General features: G+C 38.2%; 41 protein-coding genes and 3 pseudogenes. 25 read left to right on the forward strand and 19 right to left on the reverse strand.

The window, feature by feature from the left end; translation table 11 throughout:
- Positions 1-23: 23 nt before the first annotated feature.
- The 5 genes and pseudogenes from KUH03_RS30895 to KUH03_RS30915 form a co-directional block, all read left to right on the forward strand.
- Positions 24-921 (forward strand): annotated as a pseudogene (locus tag KUH03_RS30895) (PEP/pyruvate-binding domain-containing protein); the annotation flags it as partial.
- Positions 922-1,179: 258 nt separating this feature from the next.
- The gene (locus KUH03_RS49375) at positions 1,180-1,782 is read left to right on the forward strand and encodes a PEP-utilizing enzyme (protein ID WP_373564858.1); all 603 of its coding nucleotides are present in this window, start codon (positions 1,180-1,182) and stop codon (positions 1,780-1,782) included.
- A gap of 4 nt (positions 1,783-1,786) precedes the next feature.
- On the forward strand, positions 1,787-2,362 hold the full coding sequence (locus KUH03_RS30905) for a putative PEP-binding protein (protein WP_257088190.1): 576 nt from the start codon (positions 1,787-1,789) through the stop codon (positions 2,360-2,362).
- 317 nt (positions 2,363-2,679) lie between these two features.
- Entirely contained in the window at positions 2,680-3,480 is an 801-nt protein-coding gene (locus tag KUH03_RS30910) for a DUF1080 domain-containing protein (protein WP_257088191.1), read from the forward strand.
- 138 nt (positions 3,481-3,618) lie between these two features.
- Positions 3,619-4,041: a VOC family protein gene (locus KUH03_RS30915; protein ID WP_373564859.1), complete on the forward strand. Its 423-nt coding sequence runs from the start codon at positions 3,619-3,621 to the stop codon at positions 4,039-4,041.
- Positions 4,042-4,069: 28 nt separating this feature from the next.
- On the opposite strand, the gene KUH03_RS30920 is transcribed toward KUH03_RS30915, so the two are convergent.
- The 4 genes and pseudogenes from KUH03_RS30920 to KUH03_RS49380 form a co-directional block, all read right to left on the reverse strand.
- Positions 4,070-4,366, reverse strand: a complete 297-nt coding sequence (locus KUH03_RS30920; RefSeq protein ID WP_257088193.1) for a helix-turn-helix domain-containing protein — start codon at positions 4,364-4,366, stop codon at positions 4,070-4,072.
- Positions 4,367-4,493: 127 nt separating this feature from the next.
- Complete coding sequence (locus KUH03_RS30925) at positions 4,494-4,757, reverse strand: hypothetical protein (RefSeq protein ID WP_257088194.1); 264 nt, start codon at positions 4,755-4,757, stop codon at positions 4,494-4,496.
- Positions 4,758-4,986: 229 nt separating this feature from the next.
- A complete protein-coding gene (locus KUH03_RS30930; RefSeq protein WP_257088195.1) occupies positions 4,987-5,211 on the reverse strand; it encodes a hypothetical protein in 225 nt (74 codons plus the stop codon).
- Between the two features lie 71 nt (positions 5,212-5,282).
- Positions 5,283-5,833 (reverse strand): annotated as a pseudogene (locus tag KUH03_RS49380) (NAD-dependent epimerase/dehydratase family protein).
- Between the two features lie 348 nt (positions 5,834-6,181).
- Between KUH03_RS49380 and KUH03_RS30940 the strand changes: the two are divergent.
- From KUH03_RS30940 to KUH03_RS30950, 3 genes are read left to right on the forward strand one after another with little or no spacing between them, the layout of a single operon-like run.
- The gene (locus KUH03_RS30940) at positions 6,182-6,748 is read left to right on the forward strand and encodes an RNA polymerase sigma factor (protein ID WP_257088197.1); all 567 of its coding nucleotides are present in this window, start codon (positions 6,182-6,184) and stop codon (positions 6,746-6,748) included.
- A gap of 2 nt (positions 6,749-6,750) precedes the next feature.
- On the forward strand, positions 6,751-7,356 hold the full coding sequence (locus KUH03_RS30945) for a hypothetical protein (protein ID WP_257088198.1): 606 nt from the start codon (positions 6,751-6,753) through the stop codon (positions 7,354-7,356).
- Entirely contained in the window at positions 7,347-7,583 is a 237-nt protein-coding gene (locus tag KUH03_RS30950) for an anti-sigma factor (RefSeq protein ID WP_257088199.1), read from the forward strand. Before KUH03_RS30945 ends, KUH03_RS30950 begins: the two co-directional genes overlap by 10 nt.
- 63 nt (positions 7,584-7,646) lie before the next feature.
- On the opposite strand, the pseudogene KUH03_RS30955 reads toward KUH03_RS30950, so the two are convergent.
- The 4 genes and pseudogenes from KUH03_RS30955 to KUH03_RS30970 form a co-directional block, all read right to left on the reverse strand.
- A pseudogene (locus KUH03_RS30955) lies at positions 7,647-8,009 on the reverse strand (ferritin-like domain-containing protein); the annotation flags it as partial.
- A 29-nt stretch (positions 8,010-8,038) separates the two neighbouring features.
- Complete coding sequence (locus KUH03_RS30960; RefSeq protein ID WP_306429830.1) at positions 8,039-8,182, reverse strand: ferritin-like domain-containing protein; 144 nt, start codon at positions 8,180-8,182, stop codon at positions 8,039-8,041.
- Between the two features lie 156 nt (positions 8,183-8,338).
- Entirely contained in the window at positions 8,339-8,476 is a 138-nt protein-coding gene (locus KUH03_RS30965) for a hypothetical protein (protein ID WP_257088200.1), read from the reverse strand.
- Between the two features lie 21 nt (positions 8,477-8,497).
- Positions 8,498-9,220 (reverse strand): ferritin-like domain-containing protein, encoded by a 723-nt coding sequence (locus KUH03_RS30970; protein ID WP_257088201.1) that lies wholly within the window; start codon positions 9,218-9,220, stop codon positions 8,498-8,500.
- A 529-nt stretch (positions 9,221-9,749) separates the two neighbouring features.
- Between KUH03_RS30970 and KUH03_RS30975 the strand changes: the two genes are divergently transcribed.
- The gene (locus KUH03_RS30975) at positions 9,750-9,968 is read left to right on the forward strand and encodes a hypothetical protein (protein WP_257088202.1); all 219 of its coding nucleotides are present in this window, start codon (positions 9,750-9,752) and stop codon (positions 9,966-9,968) included.
- Between the two features lie 168 nt (positions 9,969-10,136).
- Here KUH03_RS30975 and KUH03_RS30980 read toward each other — a convergent pair whose 3' ends face one another.
- Together KUH03_RS30980 and KUH03_RS30985 are read right to left on the reverse strand one after the other, a co-directional pair.
- Positions 10,137-10,694, reverse strand: a complete 558-nt coding sequence (locus KUH03_RS30980; protein ID WP_373564860.1) for a DKNYY domain-containing protein — start codon at positions 10,692-10,694, stop codon at positions 10,137-10,139.
- 102 nt (positions 10,695-10,796) lie between these two features.
- A complete protein-coding gene (locus KUH03_RS30985; protein WP_257088204.1) occupies positions 10,797-11,183 on the reverse strand; it encodes a DKNYY domain-containing protein in 387 nt (128 codons plus the stop codon).
- A 202-nt stretch (positions 11,184-11,385) separates the two neighbouring features.
- On the opposite strand from KUH03_RS30985, the gene KUH03_RS30990 reads away from it, so the two are divergent.
- Both KUH03_RS30990 and KUH03_RS30995 read left to right on the forward strand, forming a co-directional pair.
- Positions 11,386-11,751 carry a hypothetical protein gene (locus KUH03_RS30990; protein WP_257088205.1) on the forward strand — a complete coding sequence of 122 codons (366 nt, stop codon included), beginning with the start codon at positions 11,386-11,388 and terminating at the stop codon, positions 11,749-11,751.
- Positions 11,709-12,323 carry a phosphotransferase enzyme family protein gene (locus KUH03_RS30995; protein WP_257088206.1) on the forward strand — a complete coding sequence of 205 codons (615 nt, stop codon included), beginning with the start codon at positions 11,709-11,711 and terminating at the stop codon, positions 12,321-12,323. The genes KUH03_RS30990 and KUH03_RS30995 overlap by 43 nt, the downstream gene beginning before the upstream one ends.
- 195 nt (positions 12,324-12,518) lie before the next feature.
- Here KUH03_RS30995 and KUH03_RS31000 read toward each other — a convergent pair whose 3' ends face one another.
- The 9 genes from KUH03_RS31000 to KUH03_RS31040 all read right to left on the reverse strand — a co-directional run bounded on the left by KUH03_RS31000 (position 12,519) and on the right by KUH03_RS31040 (position 17,148).
- Positions 12,519-12,674 carry a peroxiredoxin gene (locus tag KUH03_RS31000; protein WP_257088207.1) on the reverse strand — a complete coding sequence of 52 codons (156 nt, stop codon included), beginning with the start codon at positions 12,672-12,674 and terminating at the stop codon, positions 12,519-12,521.
- Complete coding sequence (locus KUH03_RS31005) at positions 12,662-13,675, reverse strand: TlpA disulfide reductase family protein (protein ID WP_257088208.1); 1,014 nt, start codon at positions 13,673-13,675, stop codon at positions 12,662-12,664. Before KUH03_RS31005 ends, KUH03_RS31000 begins: the two co-directional genes overlap by 13 nt.
- A 128-nt stretch (positions 13,676-13,803) precedes the next feature.
- Positions 13,804-14,118 (reverse strand): hypothetical protein, encoded by a 315-nt coding sequence (locus tag KUH03_RS31010; protein ID WP_257088209.1) that lies wholly within the window; start codon positions 14,116-14,118, stop codon positions 13,804-13,806.
- A 99-nt stretch (positions 14,119-14,217) separates the two neighbouring features.
- Complete coding sequence (locus KUH03_RS31015) at positions 14,218-14,736, reverse strand: lysophospholipase (RefSeq protein ID WP_257088210.1); 519 nt, start codon at positions 14,734-14,736, stop codon at positions 14,218-14,220.
- Between the two features lie 324 nt (positions 14,737-15,060).
- Positions 15,061-15,285, reverse strand: coding sequence for a hypothetical protein (locus tag KUH03_RS31020; RefSeq protein ID WP_257088211.1), 225 nt, complete (start codon positions 15,283-15,285; stop codon positions 15,061-15,063).
- Between the two features lie 135 nt (positions 15,286-15,420).
- The gene (locus KUH03_RS31025; protein ID WP_257088212.1) at positions 15,421-15,840 is read right to left on the reverse strand and encodes a hypothetical protein; all 420 of its coding nucleotides are present in this window, start codon (positions 15,838-15,840) and stop codon (positions 15,421-15,423) included.
- Complete coding sequence (locus KUH03_RS31030; protein WP_257088213.1) at positions 15,837-16,115, reverse strand: hypothetical protein; 279 nt, start codon at positions 16,113-16,115, stop codon at positions 15,837-15,839. Before KUH03_RS31030 ends, KUH03_RS31025 begins: the two co-directional genes overlap by 4 nt.
- Before the next feature lie 254 nt (positions 16,116-16,369).
- Entirely contained in the window at positions 16,370-16,735 is a 366-nt protein-coding gene (locus tag KUH03_RS31035; RefSeq protein ID WP_257097472.1) for a hypothetical protein, read from the reverse strand.
- 35 nt (positions 16,736-16,770) lie between these two features.
- Entirely contained in the window at positions 16,771-17,148 is a 378-nt protein-coding gene (locus KUH03_RS31040; RefSeq protein ID WP_257088214.1) for a nuclear transport factor 2 family protein, read from the reverse strand.
- 664 nt (positions 17,149-17,812) lie between these two features.
- Between KUH03_RS31040 and KUH03_RS31045 the strand changes: the two genes are divergently transcribed.
- The 14 genes from KUH03_RS31045 (at position 17,813) to KUH03_RS31110 (ending at position 25,809) form a co-directional block, all read left to right on the forward strand.
- Positions 17,813-18,169, forward strand: coding sequence for an energy transducer TonB (locus KUH03_RS31045; RefSeq protein ID WP_257088215.1), 357 nt, complete (start codon positions 17,813-17,815; stop codon positions 18,167-18,169).
- A 48-nt stretch (positions 18,170-18,217) separates the two neighbouring features.
- Positions 18,218-18,445, forward strand: a complete 228-nt coding sequence (locus tag KUH03_RS31050; RefSeq protein WP_257088216.1) for a hypothetical protein — start codon at positions 18,218-18,220, stop codon at positions 18,443-18,445.
- A gap of 314 nt (positions 18,446-18,759) precedes the next feature.
- Positions 18,760-19,176, forward strand: coding sequence for a winged helix DNA-binding domain-containing protein (locus tag KUH03_RS31055; RefSeq protein WP_257088217.1), 417 nt, complete (start codon positions 18,760-18,762; stop codon positions 19,174-19,176).
- Positions 19,109-19,885, forward strand: coding sequence for a DNA glycosylase AlkZ-like family protein (locus KUH03_RS31060; RefSeq protein ID WP_257088218.1), 777 nt, complete (start codon positions 19,109-19,111; stop codon positions 19,883-19,885). The genes KUH03_RS31055 and KUH03_RS31060 overlap by 68 nt, the downstream gene beginning before the upstream one ends.
- 246 nt (positions 19,886-20,131) lie before the next feature.
- Positions 20,132-20,677, forward strand: a complete 546-nt coding sequence (locus KUH03_RS31065) for an RNA polymerase sigma factor (protein ID WP_120258895.1) — start codon at positions 20,132-20,134, stop codon at positions 20,675-20,677.
- 175 nt (positions 20,678-20,852) lie between these two features.
- Positions 20,853-21,365: a FecR family protein gene (locus KUH03_RS31070; RefSeq protein ID WP_257088219.1), complete on the forward strand. Its 513-nt coding sequence runs from the start codon at positions 20,853-20,855 to the stop codon at positions 21,363-21,365.
- Positions 21,343-21,825, forward strand: a complete 483-nt coding sequence (locus KUH03_RS31075; protein ID WP_257088220.1) for a FecR family protein — start codon at positions 21,343-21,345, stop codon at positions 21,823-21,825. Before KUH03_RS31070 ends, KUH03_RS31075 begins: the two co-directional genes overlap by 23 nt.
- A gap of 252 nt (positions 21,826-22,077) precedes the next feature.
- A complete protein-coding gene (locus KUH03_RS31080; protein ID WP_257088221.1) occupies positions 22,078-22,377 on the forward strand; it encodes an STN domain-containing protein in 300 nt (99 codons plus the stop codon).
- Between the two features lie 7 nt (positions 22,378-22,384).
- The gene (locus KUH03_RS31085; RefSeq protein ID WP_257088222.1) at positions 22,385-23,545 is read left to right on the forward strand and encodes a TonB-dependent receptor plug domain-containing protein; all 1,161 of its coding nucleotides are present in this window, start codon (positions 22,385-22,387) and stop codon (positions 23,543-23,545) included.
- Between the two features lie 202 nt (positions 23,546-23,747).
- Positions 23,748-24,179, forward strand: a complete 432-nt coding sequence (locus tag KUH03_RS31090) for a hypothetical protein (RefSeq protein ID WP_373564516.1) — start codon at positions 23,748-23,750, stop codon at positions 24,177-24,179.
- A 122-nt stretch (positions 24,180-24,301) separates the two neighbouring features.
- Positions 24,302-24,490, forward strand: coding sequence for a hypothetical protein (locus KUH03_RS49385; protein ID WP_373564517.1), 189 nt, complete (start codon positions 24,302-24,304; stop codon positions 24,488-24,490).
- 109 nt (positions 24,491-24,599) lie between these two features.
- Complete coding sequence (locus tag KUH03_RS31100) at positions 24,600-24,902, forward strand: hypothetical protein (RefSeq protein ID WP_257088223.1); 303 nt, start codon at positions 24,600-24,602, stop codon at positions 24,900-24,902.
- Complete coding sequence (locus KUH03_RS31105; RefSeq protein ID WP_257088224.1) at positions 24,895-25,239, forward strand: hypothetical protein; 345 nt, start codon at positions 24,895-24,897, stop codon at positions 25,237-25,239. The genes KUH03_RS31100 and KUH03_RS31105 overlap by 8 nt, the downstream gene beginning before the upstream one ends.
- A 378-nt stretch (positions 25,240-25,617) precedes the next feature.
- The gene (locus KUH03_RS31110; RefSeq protein WP_257088225.1) at positions 25,618-25,809 is read left to right on the forward strand and encodes a hypothetical protein; all 192 of its coding nucleotides are present in this window, start codon (positions 25,618-25,620) and stop codon (positions 25,807-25,809) included.
- Positions 25,810-25,853: the final 44 nt, after the last annotated feature.

The raw sequence follows: 25,853 nt of genomic DNA on the forward strand, positions 1-25,853 counted from the left end.
GGAAGAGTGCTTCCTTAGGAGAAATGTTACAGCATTTGAAACCTTTAGGAGTAAATATTCCCGATGGATTTATTGTGACCAGTCAGGCTTACTTTCAGTTTATCACCGACAATCAACTGGATCAGAAAATCAAAGATATACTGAAGGGTGTTGACAGTACAAACCTGCGGGAGCTGACCAGTTGTGGGGCTAGGATCAGAACATTGATTCAGCAAGGTATTTTCTCGTCGGCAATGGAACAGGAGATCCTGGTCGCCTATGAAGCGCTTATCGGTTTAGAGCATATACAGGACTTTGGTGTTGCGGTCCGTTCTTCTGCTACCGCTGAAGATCTCCCTGATGCCTCATTTGCTGGTCAGCAGGATACCTATTTAAATATTAGGGGCGGCAAGATCTGTTGGTAGCGATTAAAAATTGTTTTGCCTCTCTTTTCACGGATCGAGCGATCAGTTATAGAGAAGCATTTAATTTTGGGCATTTTAATATCGGACTTTCTGTATGCATACAACAGATGGTACGATCCGATTTGGGGCTTCAGGAGTTGCTTTTTCTATTGATACAGAAAGTGGTTTTAAAGATGCCGTGATTATCAATGGATCCTATGGATTGGGCGAACTTCTTGTTCAGGGGATGGTGAATCCGGACGAATTTATTGTATACAAGCCCTTGTTAAAAAGAGGTTACGCATCGATTGTAGAAAAGAAGCTAGGGAGCAAACAATTACAGATGATTTACAGTGTTTCAGAAAGTGAAACAGTGAAGGTGATCGATACGCCAGTGGAAAGCACGAAGCGATTTTGTCTAAGCGATGCGCAAATCCTTCAGTTATCCAAATGGGTGTGTATTATTGAAGAGTATTATACCGCGCTCAAAGGAAAATGGTGCCCTATGGACGTAGAATGGGCTCTTGACGGTTTGAAAGGTGATTTATACATTGTTCAGGCAAGACCTGAGACCATCCATTCACTAAAAAAATCCAATTGTATCACGGAATATAAAATCAATGCGAAAAACAGGTCCTCGCAGGTTCTTTTAAAAGGTATTGCGGTGGGAGACAAGATTGCTTCCGGGAGAGTTCATAATTTCAAAGGCGTCAATAAGCAAAATATACAAGAGATCAACTTTAATACAGGTGATATCATGGTTGCGGAGATAACCGATCCCGACTGGGAGCCAATTATGAAAAAGGCAGCTGCAATAATTACCAACAAAGGTGGGCGGACATGTCATGCTGCTATTGTTGCCCGTGAATTGGGGGTGCCCGCTATCGTGGGCTGTGATGGAGCGACAGAAACATTACTTACCGGACAGGAAGTTACTGTTTCATGTGCAGAAGGGGATACCGGGTTCATTTACCAAGGACAGATTCCATATAGTAAGCATGAACATGATCTTTCTGACCTACCTGATGTGAGTACGCCAATAATGATGAATATTGGATCCCCGGACATCGCCTTTCAATATGCGGAGTATCCGGCAAAAGGAGTAGGTTTGGCACGGGAGGAATTTATTATCAACAACTATATCAAGATTCATCCGATGGCGCTCTTAAAACATCGGGAACTGAATGATATCGAATTGAGCAACTACATCAGTTCGCTTATTACCGGTTATGCCGATGAGCAGCAATATTTCATTGAAAAGCTGTCCTACGGAATCGGTAAAATCGCTTCGGCCTATTATCCAAATAAGGTAATCGTTCGTTTTTCAGATTTTAAAACTAATGAATACTATAATATGCCCGGTGGAAAGCACTTTGAACCCGGAGAGGAAAATCAATGATTGGTTGGAGGGAGCTTCGAGATATTATTCAGCGGCCTATAAGGAGGCCTTTGGGATGGAATGTAAAGCGATAAAAAGGGTTCGCGAAATAATGGGGCTAGACAATGTCGTTGTTATGATCCCATTTTGCCGTACAGTAGATGAGTTGCTGCGGGTTTATCAGGTGATGGATGAATTTGGTCTTAAACGGGGCCAAAAGGGTATGGAGGTTTATCTGATGGCGGAAGTTCCTTCCAATATCATCCTCGCTGAAGAGTTCGCTCGTTATATCGATGGATTCTCCATTGGATCGAATGATCTTACCCAGTTGGTACTTGGATTGGATCGCGATTCGGCCTTAGTCTCCGGTTTATATAATGAGCGCAATGCTGCGGTCAAAATAATGATTGCGAACCTTATTCGCACCGCAAAGAGGCAGGGAGTCAAGGTCGGCATCTGCGGTCAAGGCCCATCCGACTATCCAGATTTTGCCCAGTTTCTGGTCGAAGAAGGTATAGATTCTATTTCCGTTACACCCGATTCCTTTATGAAAACAGTGAAAGCCGTCAAGGAAATCGAAGAGAAGTTGGTCGCCTATTAACGCGAAAAATGCTCCCGGGATCAAAATCTCGGGAGTATCTCTTATATAAAAATTATTCTACTGTGATTTTTCCTATAGTTACTTGAATTCTGTCAGATTTGCTAAATCCGGGAAAAATGATACCTGCTCTTCTCCGCAGAGAAAAGCATTTGAAATTTTTCAGCAGTGTTGCCTTGGAGCTGTTTACACTCGAAACTTTTATAAATCAAGCTAAGATGTTTAAAAGCAATTATTAAATACGAAGAACAAGCCTGTTCAATGAGGCTTAATGGAATATGTCGTATATTGCCATCCGATTTAAACCAAATAAGTATTCAATGAAAAGATTGTTTTATATAATTTTAGCCGCCGCTCTGGTGTTTGGTGGTTGTGCCGGAATAAAAGGTAAGTCTGATAACGCAGGCTGGAAACCATTATTTGATGGAATGGATATTAATGATTGGTTTGTCAAAATTCATCACCATGAAGTTGGTGAGAATTATGGGAACACCTTTAGGGTTGAAGATGGAATTATTAAGATCAGATACGATCAATATGGTGATTTCAATGATCAGTTTGGTCATTTATATTATAAAACACCGTTTTCTTATTATCACTTAAAATTTGAATATCGGTTTGTGGGTGATCTTCACAAAGGAGCACCTTCGTATACATTGCGCAATAGTGGTGTCATGTTTCATTCACAAGATCCCCGCACGATGCTGAAAGAACAAGATTGGCCCATCTCTGTAGAAATGCAGCTTTTGGGCGGATTAAGTGATGGCAAGCCACGGCCTACAGGTAATATGTGTTCTCCGGGGACTAACGTGGTTTACAAAGGTAAGATCGCTTCTTCACATTGTTTAAATTCGACTTCCAAGACCTATGATGGTGATCAATGGGTTAAGGGAGAATTGATAGTATTGGGTGATTCACTTATTAAACATATTATTAACGGCGATACCGTTCTTGAATACTCAAAACCGCAGATCGGAGGGGGAACAGCAAATGGGTATGACCCCAAAATTAAGATTGATGGTAAGTTGTTGAGTAGCGGATTTATCGCCTTGCAGAGTGAGGGGCAACCAGTAGATTTTAAGAATATCTGGATCAAAGAGCTCCCTAAGCCAAGAAGGTAAAGATTGCTATACTTTAGCCCTTGGTTTCATGTACTAACAATTTTGTAAGTCCTTTTATTGCTATCTATTGATGGGTACCTTTGAAAATACAAAACTTAGCAATATGGATTAAAAAATAACATCATCGGTTTTCATCATATATCTATTAAAGCTAAGGACTTTGAGCATACTGTGGATTTTTATAAGAATTTTGGTTTCGAAATAGTACACAGCTGGTCCTTACCCGATTTCAATTTAGAAAAATGTGTTATGCTTCATAACAGAGCCATCAATTATTATTTGGAGATATGTGATGAAAATGCAGCTATACCAACACAGGGCAGAAAAAGAAGACCGGATGACGAATACATAGAAAATGCTTTGCTTCATATATGTTTCGTTGTGAAAGATGCGGATGCGGCAAGAAAACAAGCCCTTGAATATGGGGCCAAAGACCTAAGTCAAGGCTTGTTTGAGCTAGATTTATCAAATGGTACAAAAACTATTCCTGTGAGAAATAGTTTGGTATACAGTCCTAATGGGGAAGTGATAGAGTTTCTGGAAAAAATAGATTTTGGTTAATCTTGATCATGAAATGCGGAAAGGTCTATTAGAATTTTTCGAGCTTCAGGCCTTTATCTGTCAATGAATATATCGACGAAACCTTGCTTTTATTCTTTAAAATTAATCCATCCGCCATTAATTCGTTCAATTGTTTAGAAAGCGTTCGGTCGCTTATTTCAGGTAGAAGGAGTTTGAACTCCGAATAGCTTGTCTCGGTTTTAAGCAGTTTGAATAAAATGGAAAGCTTCCAGCGTCCGCTAATTAATGATAATGTCTTAAAGGCACTGCAATATTGTTGTAGTGCTTTTTCATTGACGGCATTGGTCGAATTTTCTTTACGCATACGTATTATATCTTGAAAGACCACGTTTTTGTTCATTGTTATCCCACAGTGCGGTGATCATCATTCACTTATTAAACATCGTTTATTTTACTTTTTTGTACAGAAATGAAAATTTTATAGTTTCCTTTTAAATCTTGTGCTCCGCGTTCTGCCGTGGGATAGGGGCAACATTCTGTAATGTAACGGTATAGCCGTTAAAATCAGTAGATTTCTGATAATCCCTTGTTTGCATATCCGTTGTCGCGAGATTCAAAATTACGGGTTTGGTAGCCTTATCCGTTAATTCAATTTCGGCAACAGCAACTCCGGCCCATATACAATCCACCCCTTCGGGGCAACGGCTTTCTTCTACAATGCGGTTGAATTTAATCTGCAATGGATATTCTTTCAATATTTTTGTTGTCCCTCAGTTAGATGTATACTTTCTACTTCTTTTCCATAAGTATTAACAGTCTTTTGGGAGATACAACTTGCCAGACTATAAATTCCTAAACTCAAAATGAGAACTTTATGTATCATAATTTTTCCTTGATTGAATTCACTAATAAAACTTTGTGTAATTATTGTCCAAAACTAAGCTATATTAAATGAAATTTTAGATATTGAAAATAACTAAAATTCTAGGATAGTTGATTTAAAAGAAACATGAATGTGAATTGTGGCTTATAGCCAAGTACATGAGCTGCCTTATCACTTCTGTATACTCGATCTATTGAGGTTGGAAAGTTCCAGCCTTTTTGTTTGTATATTTCAATGGCTTTGGGAATACGCTTAGTGATAATTTGCAAAGGATTAGATTTTAATTCAATTAAATCATCAACTTCAAAAGGGGATCCACTGGACACATTGAAAATCTGAAAATCTGTAAAGTGGAATTCAACACCGAGTCGAAGAGCTTCAGCGCCATCTCTTTCATCTAATCCCTATACAAACGATGGTTTAACATGAGATTCTCAGGTTCGGGAAGGAATCTACCTACACGATAGACGCTAGTCATTATTTGTTCTTTTTTAAAAAAATCTCTACAGAGTTCTTCACAGGTTTGTTTTGTGATGTCGTAAATATCACGTGGTTGGATTGTTAGTTCTTCCGTAACCCATACCGCTTTTTCATCATTAACCATGGCGTTGCCATATATAGAAGTTGTGCTAGTAAAAAGAAATCGTTTTATACCGTTTTTTACACAGGCATTTAGCAAGTTCAATGTCCCGTAATATTTGTATCTATAAAATGTTGTCGAATATAATTTAAATCCATATGTCTTCCATGTAGTGCTGCCGTATGAATAATTGCATCATAACCAACAGTAAATTCGATGACAGAATCAAGTTGTTGGATATCTAGAAAGTGATCTGTCATGTTACTTTCCAATAAATCAATTCCTGTGACATGATGTCCCGCCTGACGTAGCGTCTGAACTGTTGTACTTCCTAGTTTTCCCGCTGAACCTGTTACTAATATGCGCATCTTTCTATTTTTTTTTGCGAATAAAAGTAAAGATATTACAAATACTATTTAAAATAGTGAAGCCAGATCATTGTCCTCTTCTCACTACATTTTTTACTAAGCTATCAGTTGTTCTTTTTTAAAGAGATATTATATTCTAACGTTGATCATTTGAAGTCTATTTTAGAACGTTCTTCAGATGAGAAAAATGGATTATAGCAGAGAACAATAAAACGGATGAGATCATTATTAATCGATCTGCAGTTTAAGTATTTTATGCGGCTGGTTAGGTATTTTAACTTGTTTTATAACAGCGGCTTGGTTTTATAATATATAATTTTGATCTTTATCCAGTTATAAACGTAAAATTTGAGTCCTTTACACAACCTTCCTGAAGAAACACTGATTCTTTTATTGAAAAAAAAGAACCAACAGGCTTTTAGTTATCTTTATGATAACTATTCGGAGGCACTCTATGGAGTGGTGTGTCGTATGGTGGCTTCAAGTGAGCATGCCGAGGAAGTGATACAGGATGTATTTGTTAAGATCTGGAAGCATGTGGATCTTTTCGACGCTGAAAAAGGCAGGCTCTACACCTGGATGATCAGTATTGCCCGGAATACCGCCCTAGACTACCGAAAATCCAAGGCTGTGTTAAACGAACAAAAAAACCAACCGCTTTCAAATATCGTAAATAGTAAGGAAGAACAGGATCAGGCTCAAATCGAACAGAGCAGCAAAGCAGATTTTATTGGATTCAGAAATATTTTGGATAAATTAAAGCCTGAATGGCGTATCTTAATCGAGATGGCATACTATGAAGGCTATACGCAACAGGAAATTGCCGAACAGCTTGACGTTCCTTTGGGAACGGTCAAAACACGTACCAGAGCTGCGTTTTTACAGCTACAACAATTATTAAAGGAGTATCGTTAGTTTTGGATATTAAAGCATACATATCGTCAGGGATTATTGAATCATACGTTTTGGGGCTTGCTTCGGAAGAGGAAGTGAGCATCTTGAACTGTATTCGAAAAAATAATGTCGAAGTGGAACAGGCCATCGCTGAGGCGGAGAAAACGCTCGAAGAGTTGGCTGATATCCAAGCGATGGCTATGCCTGTGTCTCTAAAAGAGGATATCTGGAATAAGCTAAATACAGAAAATCTAGTTGCTGCTAATGATCTTTCCAAAGGAAAAGAGACTGAAATAGATAACAGTAGAAAACTGAATACGAAGGAGGATCCGAGTAATATAATTGTACCACGTAAGTCCTACAATTGGGCAATAGCCGCGAGCGTGTTGCTTGTACTCAGTGTCGGCGCTAATGTGTTGCTGTATCAGCAAAACAATGAAACGAAAGATAAACTGACAAAGACGAGTGCTTCGTTTGATCAGCAACAAGCGAGCTTAGCCACCTTACAAGATAAATGGCGCCTTGTGCAAAATCCTGCAATAAAAACAATTCCGCTAAAAGGGGTTGAAAATAAACCAGACCTTCATGCTTTGGTTTTTGGGATCAACTTTCGAAAGCAGTGTACCTAAATCTTGAGCAGATGCCTGTTGCTCCTAAAGGTAAGCAATATCAATTGTGGGCAATGGTTGATGGTAAGCCGGTGAATGCGGGTGTATTTCCATTGGATGCAAAGGTAGATGGCACAAGCAAAATGCTGGACATACCCAAAGCGCAAGCTTTTGCTATTACATTGGAGGATGAAGGCGGCAAAGATGTGCCTACGCTTAGTGAACTCTATGTTATGGGCGGTATCTAAAAAATGCCCTGATTCGATAAACAAACCAGGACATGCTAAACAGATAAACTACTTTTTTTTTTGTTATGCTTTAATAAATAAACCTGCAATATTAAGTACAGCTTCTGCAGAAAGTGGTTCATCAAAAGACTGGGTAGCCGCATTTGTTGATATTTTTCCCATAGTACTAGAGAGGCCTGTGATGTCCACTCCAGCTTGTGTAATATTGTTTTCACCAGCATATATAGGGTCTACAACTGCGCCGATACCGGTGTCATTGCTTCCTGTGATCCACGGTTTTTGATCAGTTGCACCTCCACCACGGGCCCGTCGCATCTGACGGATGTGGGAGGCATGTCTCGCTTCTACCGAATGAATCTGTAAAGCTGCTGTAAGCACAACACGATTACCGAGGAGTATACCAGCCTGTCCTTTGTATGCGCGTACCCCTGTATCTTCAAAAGCTTGTGCAACAGCTAAAAAGGTGTCGTAATTGCTAAAGACATTACCAAAAGTACCCCAGCAGTAAAATCAAATGTAGGTTTGGAAACAGCTTTATTGCCAAGTACCTGTTTGAGGAAATTGACATGCGCAACTTCATGGTCGCGGATGGTGGTGATGGCACCAAGTGGTCTACCCGATGGAATAAGACCAGCTTTGGCAACCCCATTGTATAGTATTCCGCTTCGAGATATTCCAAGGTCAAGGCGTAGTTAAGTACACCGTTGACGTCAGTGGGTGCGGTAGCCCCATAAGCCTTTTAAAGAGTTCGCTGATTAAAAAGGAATTGCCGCTAGCGTGACTTTTCCGCTTATAGAGGCCAGATTTTTGATAGCTTCACGACGTGGGCTGATGCGATCGCTAAATTCTGGATCTACAGCATTTATTTGGTCAAATACGTTTAAGAGATTCATGATAATTAGATTTTAAGTGAATTAATAGGTAGGTAGATCCTTTACATCTATTTTTGATTTGATAAATGGTGCCGCTGCACTCAAAACTACGCTAGGGCTCTTGGCCAGGTCAAGTCCATTGGAATCGACAACTTCCTGGTTGGCAAAACTACCATTGTCGATCATATCACGCACCCAAGCGGCATGTCTGGCTTCCACGGAAACGATTTTACCTGCTAAAAGGAGATATTTAGGATCTTTAATCAACCAACCGGCACCATTATAGGCCGAAACACCCAGATCTTCAAATGTTTTAGCGGTAGCTAAGACCGATGCTCGACTGCTAAAATTAATACCTGATAAGTTGAATTCAAGACTGGATATGGCTTTTGCTCCCAAAGCCACTTTAAAAAACTCTCGATGGGCAATCTCGTGGTTACGGATATCTGTAAAGAAGGCTTTTTCCATATCCGAAATGCCTGAATAAGGATTGTTGACCAACTGGATGTAAAAAGCAGCTTCAAGCTGTTCCAATGCATAGGCATAATTTAAGATGGCTATGTCCCCACTACCGAAGTACATGCCTTTACCACCATTATCCATATCGTCATCGCGATCTTTTTTACAGCTTGCCACGCTAAGAATGGCAAGTGAGGCGGCACTGGCGCCTGCAAATTTTAGAAAATCTCTACGTCCGAGATCTTTCTTTTCAAATTCACTATCGGAGGTCAATAGTGACTCATTGTTTGGTGTTATCTTTTTCATAACAAAAGTCTTTTAGTTTATAATTTTTCTGTACTTATAAGCATTTACGACTTTTTGGATTGCTTGGATTGCGGAGATTCTTTTTTAAAAAAAAAAATTTGTACTGAAAAAATACCACTATCGCTTTTCCTATCAGAATGGATGTTGTCACCCTAACTATTTCAAATACCAAGATATTCAAATGCATTTCAGTTAAGAAACCAATTGGCAATATAAAATTGTGTTTTTCCACCTATTAGACCAAAAATTACCCCAACCAACAGCTCTGATTCACCTAGATTTGATTCGTAACTGAATTATAATCCAAATTCCAAGAGGAAACTGGTAACTAATCCCAACTGATAAGCGAGCCAATCAACTGTGATTAGTGATCTGGACCAATGGATAATTTAATGAACCAATAGAATAAATAGACCGTTATGTTGACCGAAATAAATGCCTATATGCATCTAAAAAAATATATCAGCCTCAATGAGCTTGCTGATCTTGATATGAGTATTTTCTATTTCAAAAAAGACCATTCCTTGTTATGGATTTATTTAATGAAAAGATCTATTTCAACGAATGTGGATTAGAATGGTTGCGCACGGAAAAGCAAGTAGAATTGCCTGTTCAATGGATTCGAAGTAAATATCTTCCAACCAAAAATTGGGTCGGACTGGCCGTAGATTGTAAAAAAGATGATTTAATTAAGCAACTGATTGATGAGTTTTATTTGGCCACATACAATATGTTGCTTCGGAATTAGGAGAGACTTTTTAAATATAGATGCAGCAGCAGTTTAACTTTAAGTAAGTATTGGAGGATTGTATTTTCGACGCTACTTTCGCGAATCAAAAGCAAGTATTTGATCTTTTAAAGAACATAATTTAAAGTTTATCCCCTCCTGCAAGCTCCCTCGGGAGGAGATATTTATTTACACTTTATTTCCTGTCAAAGCGCTGAATTTATTACCTCGTTTGTCTTTATAAAAATCCCCGTCTTTCTTAAAGCTTCCTGCATCTACACCTTCTAGCCGTTGTTTCTGATAATATACATTTTTGGTGTCTTTTCCGAAATCACGACCGACGGGTATAAATGTCTTTACATCCGCATCCGGAACTATTTCTTGATCATAGTATATATGGTTCTTGTCTTTTGAATAAGGGTTGTCTGCATATATTCCATCTTTTTCATGTACAGGAAATAATTGAAAGGAGGAGGCATCAACATTTGTGTATTTAAAATCTTTGCCCCGGAATAGGATGGTTTTATTGTTGACACAAATTATATCCTGATCAAGCACCCGAATGGTATGTATGGAATCAAATGATTTCGTTAGGGCAGTAGAGCCTTGCTGAAAAGGCGGATAGCATATTGTATTTTCGATTCTCATGTAATACTTATTTATGGCTTCAACATTTCCGGTGTTAGGCATGACTGACCTAAAGTCCCCAATATTAGGCGAAACATAAACAGAATCTTTATCCTTCAGAAAAAGTCATTGACGAATGCAAAAGTTTTCCGATCGGCCTGTATCATATCATTAGAGTAGAAGTAATGGTCTTTGTCCGGGCCCAGTTGATATGATTGCTGATTAGTTCATAGGTTTTGGATCCGCTCCTTCAATGATATTAAAGCCCAAGACCTGATCAATATAATATACGTGAAAACGATCTTTAGGAACCTGATTGTCGACATAAAAGGAATTCCTGTCTACCAGTTTTTGTGCCATATTACGAAAGTATACGGAGTCTTTGTCTTTGCCTATATCTTCCGCCAAAACCTCAAACGATTTCGCATCAGCCTGCATTTGCAATATGCCCAAGCTAAACCAATTGCCATTCTGACAATAGACTACCTGTCCTTTGGAATCGATAAAATAGGAACTCGATTTTTGCTTATCAACCAGTTTGCCAATATCTTTACATGAGGTACAAAAACTGAGTAAAATGCAAGCCAGGAAAAAAAAGTATTTTTTCACTTGCCCGTTTGGTAGAATCGATGCCATCTTCTTTATAGTGTTCATTTATATAAATTTACACTGTGGAATTTAAAAAGGGAATTTTTTTGTGTAAAATTATAAAGAACCAAATCTAATATTAGGTCAATAAACCTTTTGGAATATTTGGTTTTGCAATGGATGTGTATTTGTGATCTGCCAAATATTCAGGTATCTTTATGAAATGAAACCTGTTTTTCCTGCTACTTATTCTACACTCTGTCCAATCGCATTATCTTCGCTGATTTCAGCGAAATATAGACTTGAAAATGTTCAATGTAAATTTCTGCTTCGCGGGGTAGGGGATACTTATCTTGTAGAAGCTTCTGAAGCCAAGTTTATATTGCGGGTTTATCGTTCATCACATCGAAGTTTACCGCAGATAGGAGAGGAAGTGAAATTGTTGCAAGCGTTAAAGGAGGTAAAGGTTTCCGTATCCTATCCGATCACTGATATTTTGGGAGAATCAATACAGAAAATTGAAGCAGTAGAGGGGAGCGTTATGCGGTGTTGTTCAGTTTTGCCCGAGGTCAGGTCGTCCGGTCTTTGAATGAAAATCAGCTTCGTGTTTTGGGAAACGAAATGGCACGTTTTCACCATACCTCATCCACAGTTAGTTTGGGCGGAGAAAGATGGACTTTCGATCTTGAGACAACAGTTTTTAAGCCTTTGGAAAAGCTGAGACCTGTTTTTAAAGAAAACGCTGGAGAATATAGCTGGTTGTGTGAGATGGCTCATCGTATTGAACAAAAACTGTCGCAAATAGATCCATCGGTATTTTCAAAAGGCTATTGCCATTTTGATTTTCTACCCAAAAATTTTCATTTCGAAAATGATTCGGTGACTTTCTTTGACTTTGATTTCATGGGGTACGGCTGGCTGGTGAATGATATCATGACCTTTTGGCAACACCTCATCTTAGATGTATATACTGGGAGGATGACACAGCAGGCTGCTCATGATTCCTATCGCATCTTCTTGGATGGATATCGTCTTATACGCCCTGTCGAAGATGAGGAATTAGCGCTGGTACCCTATCTTTCATTGGGGTTTTGGCTGTTTTACATGGGATTCCACACCTCTCATGATCAATTCTCTGTATTTAGCCAACCCCACATTTGAATTTTTACACGGCCTTCTTAAAACACATCGTGAAGAATTATTGGGATAAGTGCTAATTTTCACAAGCTAAATGATCGCGTCCAAGATAAATTGCCCTATCGTTCTGTTTGGGATGGCGTTTAGCTCTTTTCTTATCAAGCATATTCAATAGGCCCCTCGACTGGTAGAAATTTGTGAAATTGAGCGTCCTTAAATTTACTTTACGATTTCATGAATTTTATTTTTTAGCGCATCACCTTTCAGATCCTTCGCTATTACTTTTCCGTCAGGATCTATCAAAAAACTAGCAGGTATTGTTGTAATTCCATATTGCTTGTAAACGTCACTATCGCTAGCCTTTAAATCGGACAATTGGGTCCATGTGAGACCATCTTTTTGACAGCTCTTTTCCAGTCATCTTCTTTATGATCAATGGAAACGCTGATAATAGAAAAATTTCGCTTCCCATATAATCTATCGATTTCAATCAGGTTGGGATGTTCGTTTCGACATGGTAGGCACCAGGAGGCCCAGAAATCGATTAAGACGAACTGCCCTCTATAGGATGACAATTGAACAATATTTCCATGAATGTCTTTCATGTCAAATAAAGGCGCGTTATTTCCTATTCGTATTTTCTTTTTCTCTCTGATATTATTTCTCACGATATCTGCTTGTGGCATCGCTTTAAGTCGCTCACTCAATCCATTGAAGACCATTTCGGTTTTATCTATTAACCTGTTTATTTTTGAAATCTGGTCGACTAGATCAAGGCTAATATAGGAGTCGGGAAAATCTCGGGCAAAATCCAATTCCTGATCTTTCCAAATGAAATACAACGAATCTACAATCCGTTGATTTTGCTTTACCAAAATAGTATCTTTCAATTCCTCCGCATTAAAAAAGTAGGGGTCTTTTATACTTTTTAGTTCATTTAAGATACGAAACAACCTTTCATTTTTCAACTGAAGTATTCGGTTTAAGTCTGTACCTGAAAGAACAGAATTGCTGAGGGTGTCATTGCTTCTCAAGATTATTTTCCCTGCCTCCAGGAAAATGCTCTTACTGTCACTTATGAAATTATAATTATTATTGGTAGGATTCTGATTTCTGGACAATGAAGCGGAAAGGGGAGAGTTTCCAATTTTTCCTTTAAATCGAAAGGAATTATTCTTGACCTTTGTCGAATCTATAACAAGCTTCCCATCTTGCTTGTAGACGAGATAGATAATATCGTTATCTGACATTGTCTTTCCGATCCCCATAATTTGGAAATCCTGTTGCGCAGAAGCGGCTTGTGTATGGAGTAATAAATTGACAGTAATCAGTATTATTGTAAACCAGATTTGGGCCAAGATTCTTATTAAAGTCATTATGTCGGTTATAATTTTTAAATAAAAATACTTAAAAATTTGTATACATATATTTTTTGCTGTGGTGGAACTTTATCAGAACGATCTGTAGATGTCTAATTATTTAAGACATGAGCTTTTTTTCGCTTTTATTTTGCTTTTCCGCTTAGCTTTTTGATCCAATTTATAGCGATTTTAATAGGAGCTGAAGAGTCCGAAGCTGTTAGAAAGTGCCCCATTTCTGGAAATAGACAGTATTCAAAGGGTTTCCCTTCAATTTTAAGTAAATTGAGATGATCAATGGATAAACCGACAGGGATTTGGACATCTTGTCCACCAAAAAGCCAGATTCCTGCTGTATTTGAACTGCGAAGGGATACCTGCGGATCGGTTGTAATAAATTTATATCTATCGGGGCAGTTCGGATATGGTCCCTTACCTCTTGCTCGGTGTGATTCGACCAAAAATTTGCCTTTCCTTCGGTAAAAAATTGAAAACGGAGCTGTTCCAATGTAGGAACTACTGGTCCACTAAAAATGACCGTAAAATCCACGTTGTTTGATTTATTTGATGCCAAAGGAATAATCCAGCCAGCTTGGCTGCCCCGAGAGACCAATATGTGTTAGTTTTTTTCCAAAATAATTTTTAAGGGTTAAAACTGCTGCACTGGCATCCTCCGCTAGAAGATTGAGGTTTGCTGAGTCAATATTATTCGTACCAACTTCGGGACCGGCATATTCCCCTCCTGATTCACCAACCCCTCTCTTATCATAAGTCAATACAGATATCCCATTTTTAGCCAACATTGCTGCAAACTTATTCGATCTAAGTTCTTGTCCAGATCCGTGGACTATGACAACTCCAATTTTCGAATTTAAAGCGGTGAAAATTGTCCCCGCTAATTCAATCCCTTTACTTTTAAATTTTATATCTTTTACGGTGTATGTTGTAGTTTGGGCGATTATGTTGGTTGTAAATAATAGAAAAAGTAAGAGTAAAATTACGCTTTTATGTAATCTCTCTTTCGCATATTGAGTCGGCGATTTATGATAAGAATACGCTATACTTAAGTGTTTTTTCATTGGGGATCTATTTTTAAAGTTATGTTGCCTAAATGTCAATGGTGAACTATTATTTTGTGCATCTAACTTAGTTATTTTCGAGTTCCCTTCTTGGTATTATTTAGGTGAAGTGTTTGTTTTAATCGGTGAAAGCACCAATATATCGGTAAAAAAAAAAGACTTTTTCTTTTCTCATGTAATAGATTACCGAATCTTTAGAGGTTTTAGATCATCGGTCTCCGGGGCGAAGTGACCATCTAAATTGAATCTAGATATAATCTGTAAAAATAATCTTATAACCGCTATCAATAATCAAATTTGGCCAAATTGGCAATAAAATCAGCCCTAATCTAATTTCCTAAGCGCTTTAGAGTTTCGCAATAAAAATACATATTGAAAATAATCTGTCGTATGGGTCTTATCGCTGGGGATAATATTTTCACCAAACATTCGTGACTTCACCGATATTAGATCTTGAGAATCCAAATAAGGCGAATCCTTCGCATTTAGCTTAAATAATGAAATGCTATTCGGCTGGCTCATTTCCTTTAGATCGTTAATTCCTTTCACGAGCATCAGGGGCCATCTGCATTTATCAAGCTACTTTTTCGTCCGGTGGCGTTGGGAATTGCGGATTCTTTGGGAGATACATTTCACTATCAAGGGTATAACTGACCAAACTTGTTATTTTACGACCTTTGTCTTTTAATCTCGCAGCGAAGGGAACGCTAGTTGTATCTTTTCCTTTTGTAATACATGGAAGAAGCCAAATAATCCATAAAATTTTTCACCTTCTAGATGATGCTTTTTGATATAGTCCTCCAGATTAAGCATCATTGCCGAATCTCGGGATATAGTCGATTTATCGTTTACAAAACTTTTGTCAATGCCAATGACGCTGATTTTTGCACTGTCAGCTAGCTTTTGATTATAGTCATATATTTCGATCCATTTACGATATAATTCGACACTCGATTGTTGAGGGATGCGTTTGCGTATAGCAGTAACAACCTCTTTTAGCAATGCCTCATCTTTTACGGATTTTGAAAGAAAACAGTTTAATTTGTCTGCATTCGTACTATCCATCTCAGCGATATAGTACCTAATATTCAGTTTTTTATTCAAGTATAAAAGAAGCTCTTTATCCAGTTTTTGGTTATCCGCATAACCATGGATTTCCCAAGCAAAATGACGTCCGAATTATAGAAGTTATCGTCGAATAACTTACTTGGAATACTATCCGCAATCTGCACTTTGTGCAAGCTGAGGTAATCTGTATTTTTCTTGTTAACTGTTCCGATGAAAATCTTGTTGGAAATAAATATATAGCTAAAAGCCAGTGCAAGAACGGCTAATATGGAAACAAATGCGTACTTAAGAATTTTGAAAAACTTCTTCATAATTTGGGTTTTGACAAAAATATTGTTTTTCAATCAATGAAACAATAACTATTCAGTTGTTTAATTCAAAGTGTCCTTCGATTTTGAGCAAATAATGTCCAAAATCGATTTTTGGGGTGTTAAAGGTACAGCAATCAGTGAAAGGTTTTAATCATACACAGGTTGTGCTATCGAAATAGCAGAGTCCAATTAAACATTCCATACTGTGATGACTTTTTAACTCAACTTTTGTTAGGTCTTAGTATATAACTGGCCTACATGTCCTCGAGTTCTTCTTTTGAATAACCGACGGTACAATCCATGCAAGTATCCCCATAAGCACGATATTCATCATAGGCATCATTTATTTTCCCAAAGAGTGTGAGGATGCGGTCTATTCTATGTGAAGTCCATTTCCCCGCACGATAAGGGCTGTATTCACTAAAGGTCGGAGGAAGTAAATTGTAGATTAAACGGTTTTCAAATAATCTAATCAATAAGATAATGTAATACTTTGTGTCAAGTTCAAACTTAAATTCAATACAGTCATTTGTTGTGTCAGATATCGCATTATAAGCAAGTGCGTCACATGATATTCTTAAGGTATACCGATTGGTTCCATATAGCGTCTGGTTTAACATCAACGAGCTATAGATGCAAGCGACTCATCACATCTTTATTCCGGCAATTGCATGAAACTTGCACCAATGACTTTTAATTTGTCATCAACATATTTCCAAACCCTGAAATACCTGAATTTTCCTTCCAATGGAGCTCCCATTACTTTGCCTTTTGCCGTCATCGTAACGACGGAAAGCGCGGTATCTCCGGTTATTCTGATATCATCAATTTCTGTGGAAGCCTCTTCAATAATCATTGCTTTTGTTCTATGCGCATTTAAATCCATTTCTTTGGTTAGCATTTGTCCCGTTGGTGCAACTGCAATGAGATTATCATACAATAATTGGTCAAGGGCATTTACATTGCTTGTTAGCTGAGCTTGGAAAAGCTGGTTTTCTGCTTCGGAAACGTCTTCTTTAGTGATTTTGTCCATATACTGGTTATATAATCAATTACATTATTTACTTTAAAAATAATAAATCATTATTGTTTTATTCCGATTTTGCAGATTCTTTTTGAGATATAATCTCCTGATCATAAATTGTAATAAAAACATTGTGAGCGTTCTAAGGTTATTTCTATAGACAGATTTTGTTTCTTTAATTCCTTTTTTTATTCGATAAAATCTAGCGTTTTTATATTTGTCTAGTTTTTAAATCCATCGAATTTAAAATATTCCTTAACGAATTGTAAACTGACCTGCTATCTATTGTAAATTACCTTTATATTCCATCATAATTAAAAAACGCAGACTAATCTATTCGAGCGGAATGGTCTCTATAATTGTGATTTTTGACGGGTAATACCTCCTTTTTTATCCAAGGGGAAATATTGGCCCATTTGAAAATATCAAAAATTGAGATAGATGAAACTATCATGATTTATTCAAACCGAGTAAAACAAGCTCATTTATACCGATGAGACAAACACTTATACCGCCGAAGGCAGCGTGAATGCCTTAATCTAAAAATAATTGATGATCAAATAATTTATACAGATGAAAAAAGATATTTTATGATTGGGTTAAATACAATTTTTGTTATTGTATTGTTTACTATTTTGGTGTAAACGGACAATCTCAAAAGGAGTATCCCAACGTGCTAAATGATACGGTCAAACCTGTCTCAAAGTCATCGCCTGACACTACATGTGTTATCCCTGACGTCCCTGCAGAATATACGGGTGGAATTGAACGCCTTCAAAAATTTATCCAAACCAATCTAAAATATCCTGATGAGGCATTAGAACTGGGTATTGAAGGCAATGTTTTGGTGGAATTTGTTGTAGAGCCAACTGGTGAACTATCAAATATAAAAATTGTCAAGCCCCTTCATAAAGAATGTGACAAGGAGGTCATTCGTCTTATCAAAAAAATGCCGAAGTGGATCCCTGCGAAGAAGAACAACAATTTTGTGAGAACTACATTCAGAATACCAGTTTATTTTAGCTCTTAATAGATAATCATAGTGAATAATTATTTTTCAGATCCTAATGCGGTCGTTTTGACAACATCGTTTGTCTTGAATAAAACAGATCAAATAACAAGAGTATATCATCATCTAGCGGATGGTATGTGGGAGTTTATTGGTGAAAGAGAAGTTGGGGAATCGGACTATAAAGTTATTTCTATGGAAGAGATATTGAACATAGATGAGGATCTGTTATCTCTTTCTGCTATGGAACCCGGCTTTTTGCCTATAGAAAAGATCGAACTGCTATTTTTGAGATAAAAATTATAGGAGAGTAAACAAATGGTAATTCCGGCACACTTTATTTCGTAAATTTGATTGAATCATAGAAGGTTCATTGATCGTTTCCATTGAGCCATAACAATACATAGCGGTTGTCGGGATTAATATCGATGTTAGCACTAGTTAAAGACTAAACGAATGTTGGATAGCGTGCAGAAGTAGACACCTATCTTTCTGTAAGAAAATAAACTTAAAGAAATGCAGCGAAAATTGACCATACAGCAGCTGAAAAATATCACATTGGAAAGCCAGGGCTTACTTCGCAGATCAGCATTCGGAAAAGGAAAAAGGCCGTGCTCAATGCACTGGATCACCTCGGTTATTTACAGATAGATACATTATCAATTGTTGAAAGGGCCCATCACCATACGCTTTGGACAAGGATCCCAGATTACAAAACAAGTTATTTGGATGAACTCGTAAAGGAGCATCAGGTATTTGAATATTGGTTTCACGCTGCATCTTATCTTCCGATGAAAGATTTTCGCTTTGTTTTACCACGAATGTTGGAAGTAAAACAAAATGAATCACATTACTATAATGCGGACCCTAAAATGATGCAGTATATCATAGATACCATTCGGGCGGAAGGTCCAAAAGAGCAAGAGACTTCGAAAATGAAACTAAAAAACTGGGAAGCTGGTGGAATTGGAAACCTGCAAAAATTGCTTTGGAACGGCTTTTCCTGCAGGGGATTTAATGATTTCTGAACGCGATGGAATGCAAAAGACCTATGATATCGCAGAAAGGGTGCTACCAAATGATATCGACCTGACAAAGCCAAGTTCACTTGAGTTTGCCGAGTATTTAGTGAAAACTTATTTAAGAGCATATGGATGGACTACTGTCAAACAGATTACTCATCTTAAAGCGGGCGAAACGATCAGGAAAAATGTAAATGGCGTTTTAAATGCGCTGATTGAGGATGATATAATAGAAAAAGTTACTATTGAAGGCTATCCGTCAGTTTATGTTCTCCGAGATTTAGTAGACAGAAGAATAGCTAAGGTTCGTGAGGAAATTAATTTGCTATCACCGTTTGACAATGCTATTATTCATCGTGATCGGGTTCAGCAGTTTTTCAATTTCGATTATCGAATTGAATGTTACACACCAAAGGAGAAAAGACAATACGGATATTTTTGTTTACCTATTTTATTTGGCAATACATTTATTGGCAGAGTAGACTGCAAAGCGCATCGAAAAAATAGGCAACTTGAACTGATCCATCTGCATATAGAAAAACAGTCTATAGACTTCGAATTGTGGGTAGAGCCTTTTGCAGAAATAATAAAAAAGTTTGCCACTTTTAACGCGTGTAATTCCATAAAATTAACACAGGTAAGTCCCTTAAATAATTCGTTAATCATAATTCTGAACAATGTTTTTGTTAATATGAAGCTATTTCTGCCCCAATAATAGCAGTTTCCAGTACTTCCTAGTTTTTTTTTACAGCATAACTGTAGAATTTGGAAAACTTGTACTTGATCAGAAATGGAGCATTATAAGCTTACTCGATCTTCACCTAATTTAAATGCTCTATTTTAAAATTTATTATTTTGTAGCTTGCAGGATGTACAATTTAATGTTATATTAACATCACAATTATACCTTTGTAAAAATCCTCTGGAAATCTGATATAGTGTACATAATAATCAATGTGTCATGAGAGATCTGTCTGATAAAGAATTGTTTGATATTGTGAGAGAAGGCAATACACAGGCATTTTCGGTGTTATTTGATCGCTATGCGGATATTTTATTAAGTTTTATATTAAAGCGGATTGGTTCTATTACAGATGCCGAAGATATCCTTCAGGAGGTTTTTACATCTTTATGGAACAGACGCTATAAAATAGAAATCGAGGAATCTATTTACCCCTATCTTTTCAAAGCTGCTAAATACGAAGTCATTGACTGGATGGCAAGGGATCAAAAACGGATTTCATATTTCGAGCGACTTGTGTTTCCACTGACCAACGAACCAGTTGGTGCAAGTAACAGCGATGAGAAATTGATGGTTAAAGAACTCTCATTTTTGCTGGATAATGAAGTTGCTAAGATGCCCTCCACAATGCAGTCAGCATTTAATCTCAGCCGTATCGAAGGCTTAAGCATTAAAGAAATCGCTTTTCGACTATCAATATCCGAACAGACCGTGAAGAATAATATTTCACTGGCTTTAAGTCGGTTAAAGCTTAAGGCGAAATAAAAATCATTTTTTTCGGTACTTCTATCCGTTATCTAAGGTTATATAGATATATGACAGAAGATAATCAAAGAGAGCATGCTCAAAAATTACTAAAAAAATATTTGAGAGGGAGTGCAATCCAGAAGAAGAACAGCTTGTAACCAAATGGTTCTATTCATTAGATGATGAACCAGCATTGCCAAAGGATGAAAGAGAGACGTTGTTAGGTCGATCCAAAGATGTTTTGATGCACAAATTTGAAGGGGAGATGAATAAGATGAAATCTAACAAAAATGTGTTTACCTGGAAACGGATTGCCATTGCTGCTTCAGTTCTCTTTGTGTTAACTATTGCTGTTTTATTCTTGCAACGAGAACAAACGAGCCCTGCTCCACAGCTTGCGGCCATCGCTCCGGATACAACAGGCCTGTATAAAAATGATATTCTGCCTGGTGAGCGTTATGCGAGACTTTCCAATGAGCATGGGGAAACACATTCTTTGGGAAAGGAAGATCAGGTCGAAAACATAAAGTCCGCAGAACTTAAGGGGAATCTGAAATTAGAAGTACCAGCAGCGGGCACCTATAGTATTGTGTTGAACGATGGTACCCAAGTATGGTTAAACGCTGCTTCAACATTACAGTACCCAGATCAATTTGAAGGGGATGAACGCCGAGTAAAATTGATTGGAGAAGCTTTTTTCAAGTAGCCAAAGATGCCAAAAACCTTTTCGGATCGAAGTTGAAAACTCTGTTATCGAGGTACTCGGTACGAGTTTTAATGTAAATGCCTACCATAAAGAAATCAATACCTCATTGGTAGAAGGTAAGGTGAAAATTATGAGTCAAGGGCACGAAGCCTATCTTCTCCCAGGAAATGAAGCCATCATTAGTACGGATAAAATACGCATACAGCCAGCAGACATACAAAAAAATACAGCTTGGCAACGGGGAGAGTTTTCACTTGAGGGTAGCAGCTTTTCGGAAATTATTAGTCAAATTTCTAGGTGGTATAATGTGGATTTTATTAATGTGGAGGATATCTCCGTAAGCAATAGGTTTAATGGAACGCTTAGCCGGGAATCCAGACTTTCAGAGGTGTTGAACATTCTGTCGTTTGCGACAAACCGAAAGTTTGAAATAGATGGAAGGCATATAATCATTCGTTAGCACAGTTAAATTTTTCACCAATTAAAATTTATAAGATATGATATAACCAGACGAATTAACCAAAAGGTTCTATACAATAGAAAAGGGATGTTGACGCATCCCCTGTTGTAAAAGGCCAAATTTATCGAAGTACGAATTCTATAGATTATTAAACCCTTAACAATTCAAAGTTATGAAATTTTTTTCTCCATTAATAGCATGGGGGACCGGAGAAGTCATTCTTATACCCTAAGCATTAAAGTCATTTTGACTATGAAGTTGATTTGTGTACTGTTGCTGGCATTTACGGTAGGTGTTAGAGCATCTGGATATGCGCAACAAGTAAATCTGTCCTTGAAGAATGCCAAAATTGAAACTGTCCTTAAAGAGATTTCCAACCAGACGAAGTTGCGACTGTTTTACGACGAAAGGTTATTTGAAAATGCCTCACGTGTAGATATTTCTGTGGCAGGATCTGATGTAAGGGCTGCATTGGCAAAGACATTGCGTGGTCGCAATTTGATCTTTGATATCATGGGAAGTACGATCGTCATTAAAGAAAAAACAGACTGATCGTGAAGTGTCAGGAGCTGTGAAAGATGCTTCCGGACCAATGGCAGGAGTGACCGTGACTGTATTGGGGGTAGCGGGAATATCAACAAAAACCGATAAAGACGGACGTTACAGCATACGTGTTCCAGAGAAAGCAATCCTTTTGTTTCGCTTTATGGGGTATAAAGATGTTGAAATCAATGTCTCTGACAAGAACAGAGTAGATGTGTTGATGGAAACTGCTGAGTCTCATCTAGACGAAGTGATTGTTGTTGGTTATGGTACACAGAAAAAGATCAATCTTTCGGGAGCTGTAGATCAGATTGGTGAAAAGTTTTTGGAAAGTAGACCGATTACAAATGTGGGGACAGCATTGCAGGGCGCTATGGCTAATCTTAATATTACACCGACCTCTGGAAGAGCCAATAGCTCGCCAGGGATCAATGTGCGAGGGTATACATCACTGTCAGGTGGTGGGCCACTTATTGTTATTGATGGGATTCCAGCAACGAACGAGGAGCTCAATCGTATGAATCCAATGGACATTGCTAGCGTTACTGTATTGAAAGATGCCGCGTCAGCAGCGATCTATGGTAGTCGCGCTGCTTTCGGGGTTGTACTGGTTACGACTAAATCGGGTACAACGAAGGAAATTAAGGTCACGGCCAACTCAATCTTTGCGGCAAAAGCAATAACACGTACAGTAGAGATAGAGGATGATCCGTATCAGGTAATGAAATACAGGAATATCATGTCAGCACCATGGTACAATCTTTACGATGAGAAAATGCTCGAATATGGTAAACAGCTGAGTGAAAACCCTTCATTGCCTCGTGTGATCGTCGATCCACAAAATCCAAATGCTTATATCTATTTAGGATCTACGGATTGGTTTAAGGAAGTCTATAAAAATATACAACCCTCATATACCAACAATATAAGCATCGCGCAGAAGAACGAACGCTCTTCATTTTACCTTTCTGGTGAATACTACAGACAAAATGGTATGCTGCGAATCAGTCCAGATACCTATGACCGTTATAATTTCAGGGCAAAAGGTGATTACAAAATCACGGACTGGTTTACTTTATCAAATAATACAACCTTTACAAATGATAAGTATGATCAGCCCTCAGCAATTGATCAGGGTATCTCTACTGGCATAATGTTAACCGTCAACCTTCGCTAAATACCGTTTACAATCCGGATGGTACCTATACAGAAGCTGGGGTAAATATGATCGGAGCTGTAGCCGAAGGGGCCGCAGTATCAGTCGCATCAACGATTTTCAAACTAGTTTTGGTGCGAAAATCGACTTCATCAAAAATGTTTGGACCTTAAATGGGGACGCGACCTTTAGAAGGGTTTCAGGAAAATCACACTTCTTTCAGGTGCCGCTTGCCTACAGTACAGGGCCAAATGTGATGAACAGGCAAAATTTCAATAGCTATGCCTCCAATGGAAGTAATGAAACGCGCTATAATGTGTACAATATTTATTCACAATATCAGCGGACACTAAATGATCACTATTTTTCAGTGATGCTGGGCTTCAATCAGGAAGAACGGATATACGAGTCATTTTCGGCATCCCGGGATCAGTTGATTTCCAATTCGCTACCGACAATAGGACTCGCGACTGGTCAAACTCCCTCTGTTGGTGCTTTTGATTATGCCTGGTCGGTAAGAGGGGCTTTTGCCAGATTAAACTATACTTATAAAGATAGATATATCCTGGAATCTAACCTCCGCTATGATGGCTCCTCCAGATTCCCTAAAAAGATCGTTTTGCATTCAATCCTTCCGTATCTGCTGCATGGGTAGTTTCGCAAGAAAAATTCTTCCAGCCAATTAAAGAGACCCTGTCCAATTTTAAACTTCGTGGATCGTATGGTTCACTGGCAAATCAGGATCTAAGGGACAACTATTACCCTTACATTGCCAATATGTCCAAAGGAAGTGGAGCAATTTTGGATGGCAAGATTGTACCTATTGTGGGTAGTCCGGGCTTAGTGTCATCGACCCTGACCTGGGAAACCATCACACAATCTAATTTTGGGGTGGACATCGGCTTATTTAAAAATCAGTTTTTGGTTCATTTGATATCTATCGTCGTGATACCAAGGATATGTTGACAGCAGGTAGGACACTGCCAATCGTGCTTGGTACGGGGTTCCTCTTGAAAATGCGGCGAACCTCAAAACCAACGGTTGGGAATTAACACTTGGATATAATAAAGAGTTTATGGTGGCTAGCAAACCGTTTTCATTCTCCGCAAGAGTTAATTTAGCAGACAGTAGAGCTTATATTACAAAATACAATAATCCTAAAAATAACTTAAGCGATTATTATGTCGGACAGGAATTAGGTGAGATGTGGGGACTAACCACATTGGGTTTTTTCCAGTCTCAGGAAGAGATCAAGGCACATGCTAATCAAAATGATGTCACTTCTTATCCTGGTACGAGAGGATTGGAACCGGGTGACCTCAAATTTGCTGATATCAATGGTGATGGCAAAATAAACCGGGGATTGGACCTTGGATAATCATGGAGATTATAAAATTATCGGTAATTCGAGACAGCGTTACAGTTACGGTATAGATTTGAATTCAAGCTGGAACGGAATTGATTTGCGCATGTTCCTGCAAGGTGTCGGAAAAAGAAATTATTATCCTCCAGGTGGTGACCACTATTTTTGGGGTATATATGCTCAACCTTGGGCGAGCTTAACTAAGTTTAACTTGGACCATTGGACGCCTGAAAATCCAAATGCGTATTTGCCAAGACCAAAATCCTATGTGGCCGAACAGAGTGGTATTGAACTAGCCGCGACGCAGACCAAATATCTGCAGAATGCAGGTTATTTAAGGGTGAAAATGTGACTTTGGGTTACACGCTTCCCAAGTTGATGACAGATAGATGGGGATAGACCGGTTACGTCTGTTCGTCAGCGGTGAAAACCTCTTTGAGTTTACCAAACTAATGGATTATCTCGATCCTGAAATTGTTGGCGATCGGACGGCATATCCTTTCCAAAGGACCTACTCGTTTGGGTTAAACTTTAATTTCTAAAATGACTATTATCATGCAAAATATAAAAAGAAAAATTATCAAGATTGGAGCGTTGCTGGGGCCTTGTTCCTGATCATGAGCTGTAACGATGATTTCATGGATCGGTATCCCACGACATCGGTTACACCGGAAGTGTTTTTAGCAATGTAAACGATCTTAAAACTTATACCGATGGTTTCTACGGTAGTTTGAGTGCACCGATAGCGGATCTTGGGACAGATAATCTGGCACATTACAATTCTGGCAGTACGATTGATGAGATCATGCGTGGTGGCGTGAGCGCGCAGAATGCAGCAGTATGGAGTTGGTCCGCATTGAGAAATATTAATTTCTTTCTTGAAAATGCTGGGCGTGTGAAGGGGCTAGTGCCGCCGATGTGAACCATTACATCGGCATTGCAAAGTTCTTTCGTGCACGGTTTTAT

Source organism: Sphingobacterium sp. E70, assembly GCF_019285695.1.
Taxonomy (GTDB): Bacteria; Bacteroidota; Bacteroidia; order Sphingobacteriales; family Sphingobacteriaceae; genus Sphingobacterium; species Sphingobacterium detergens.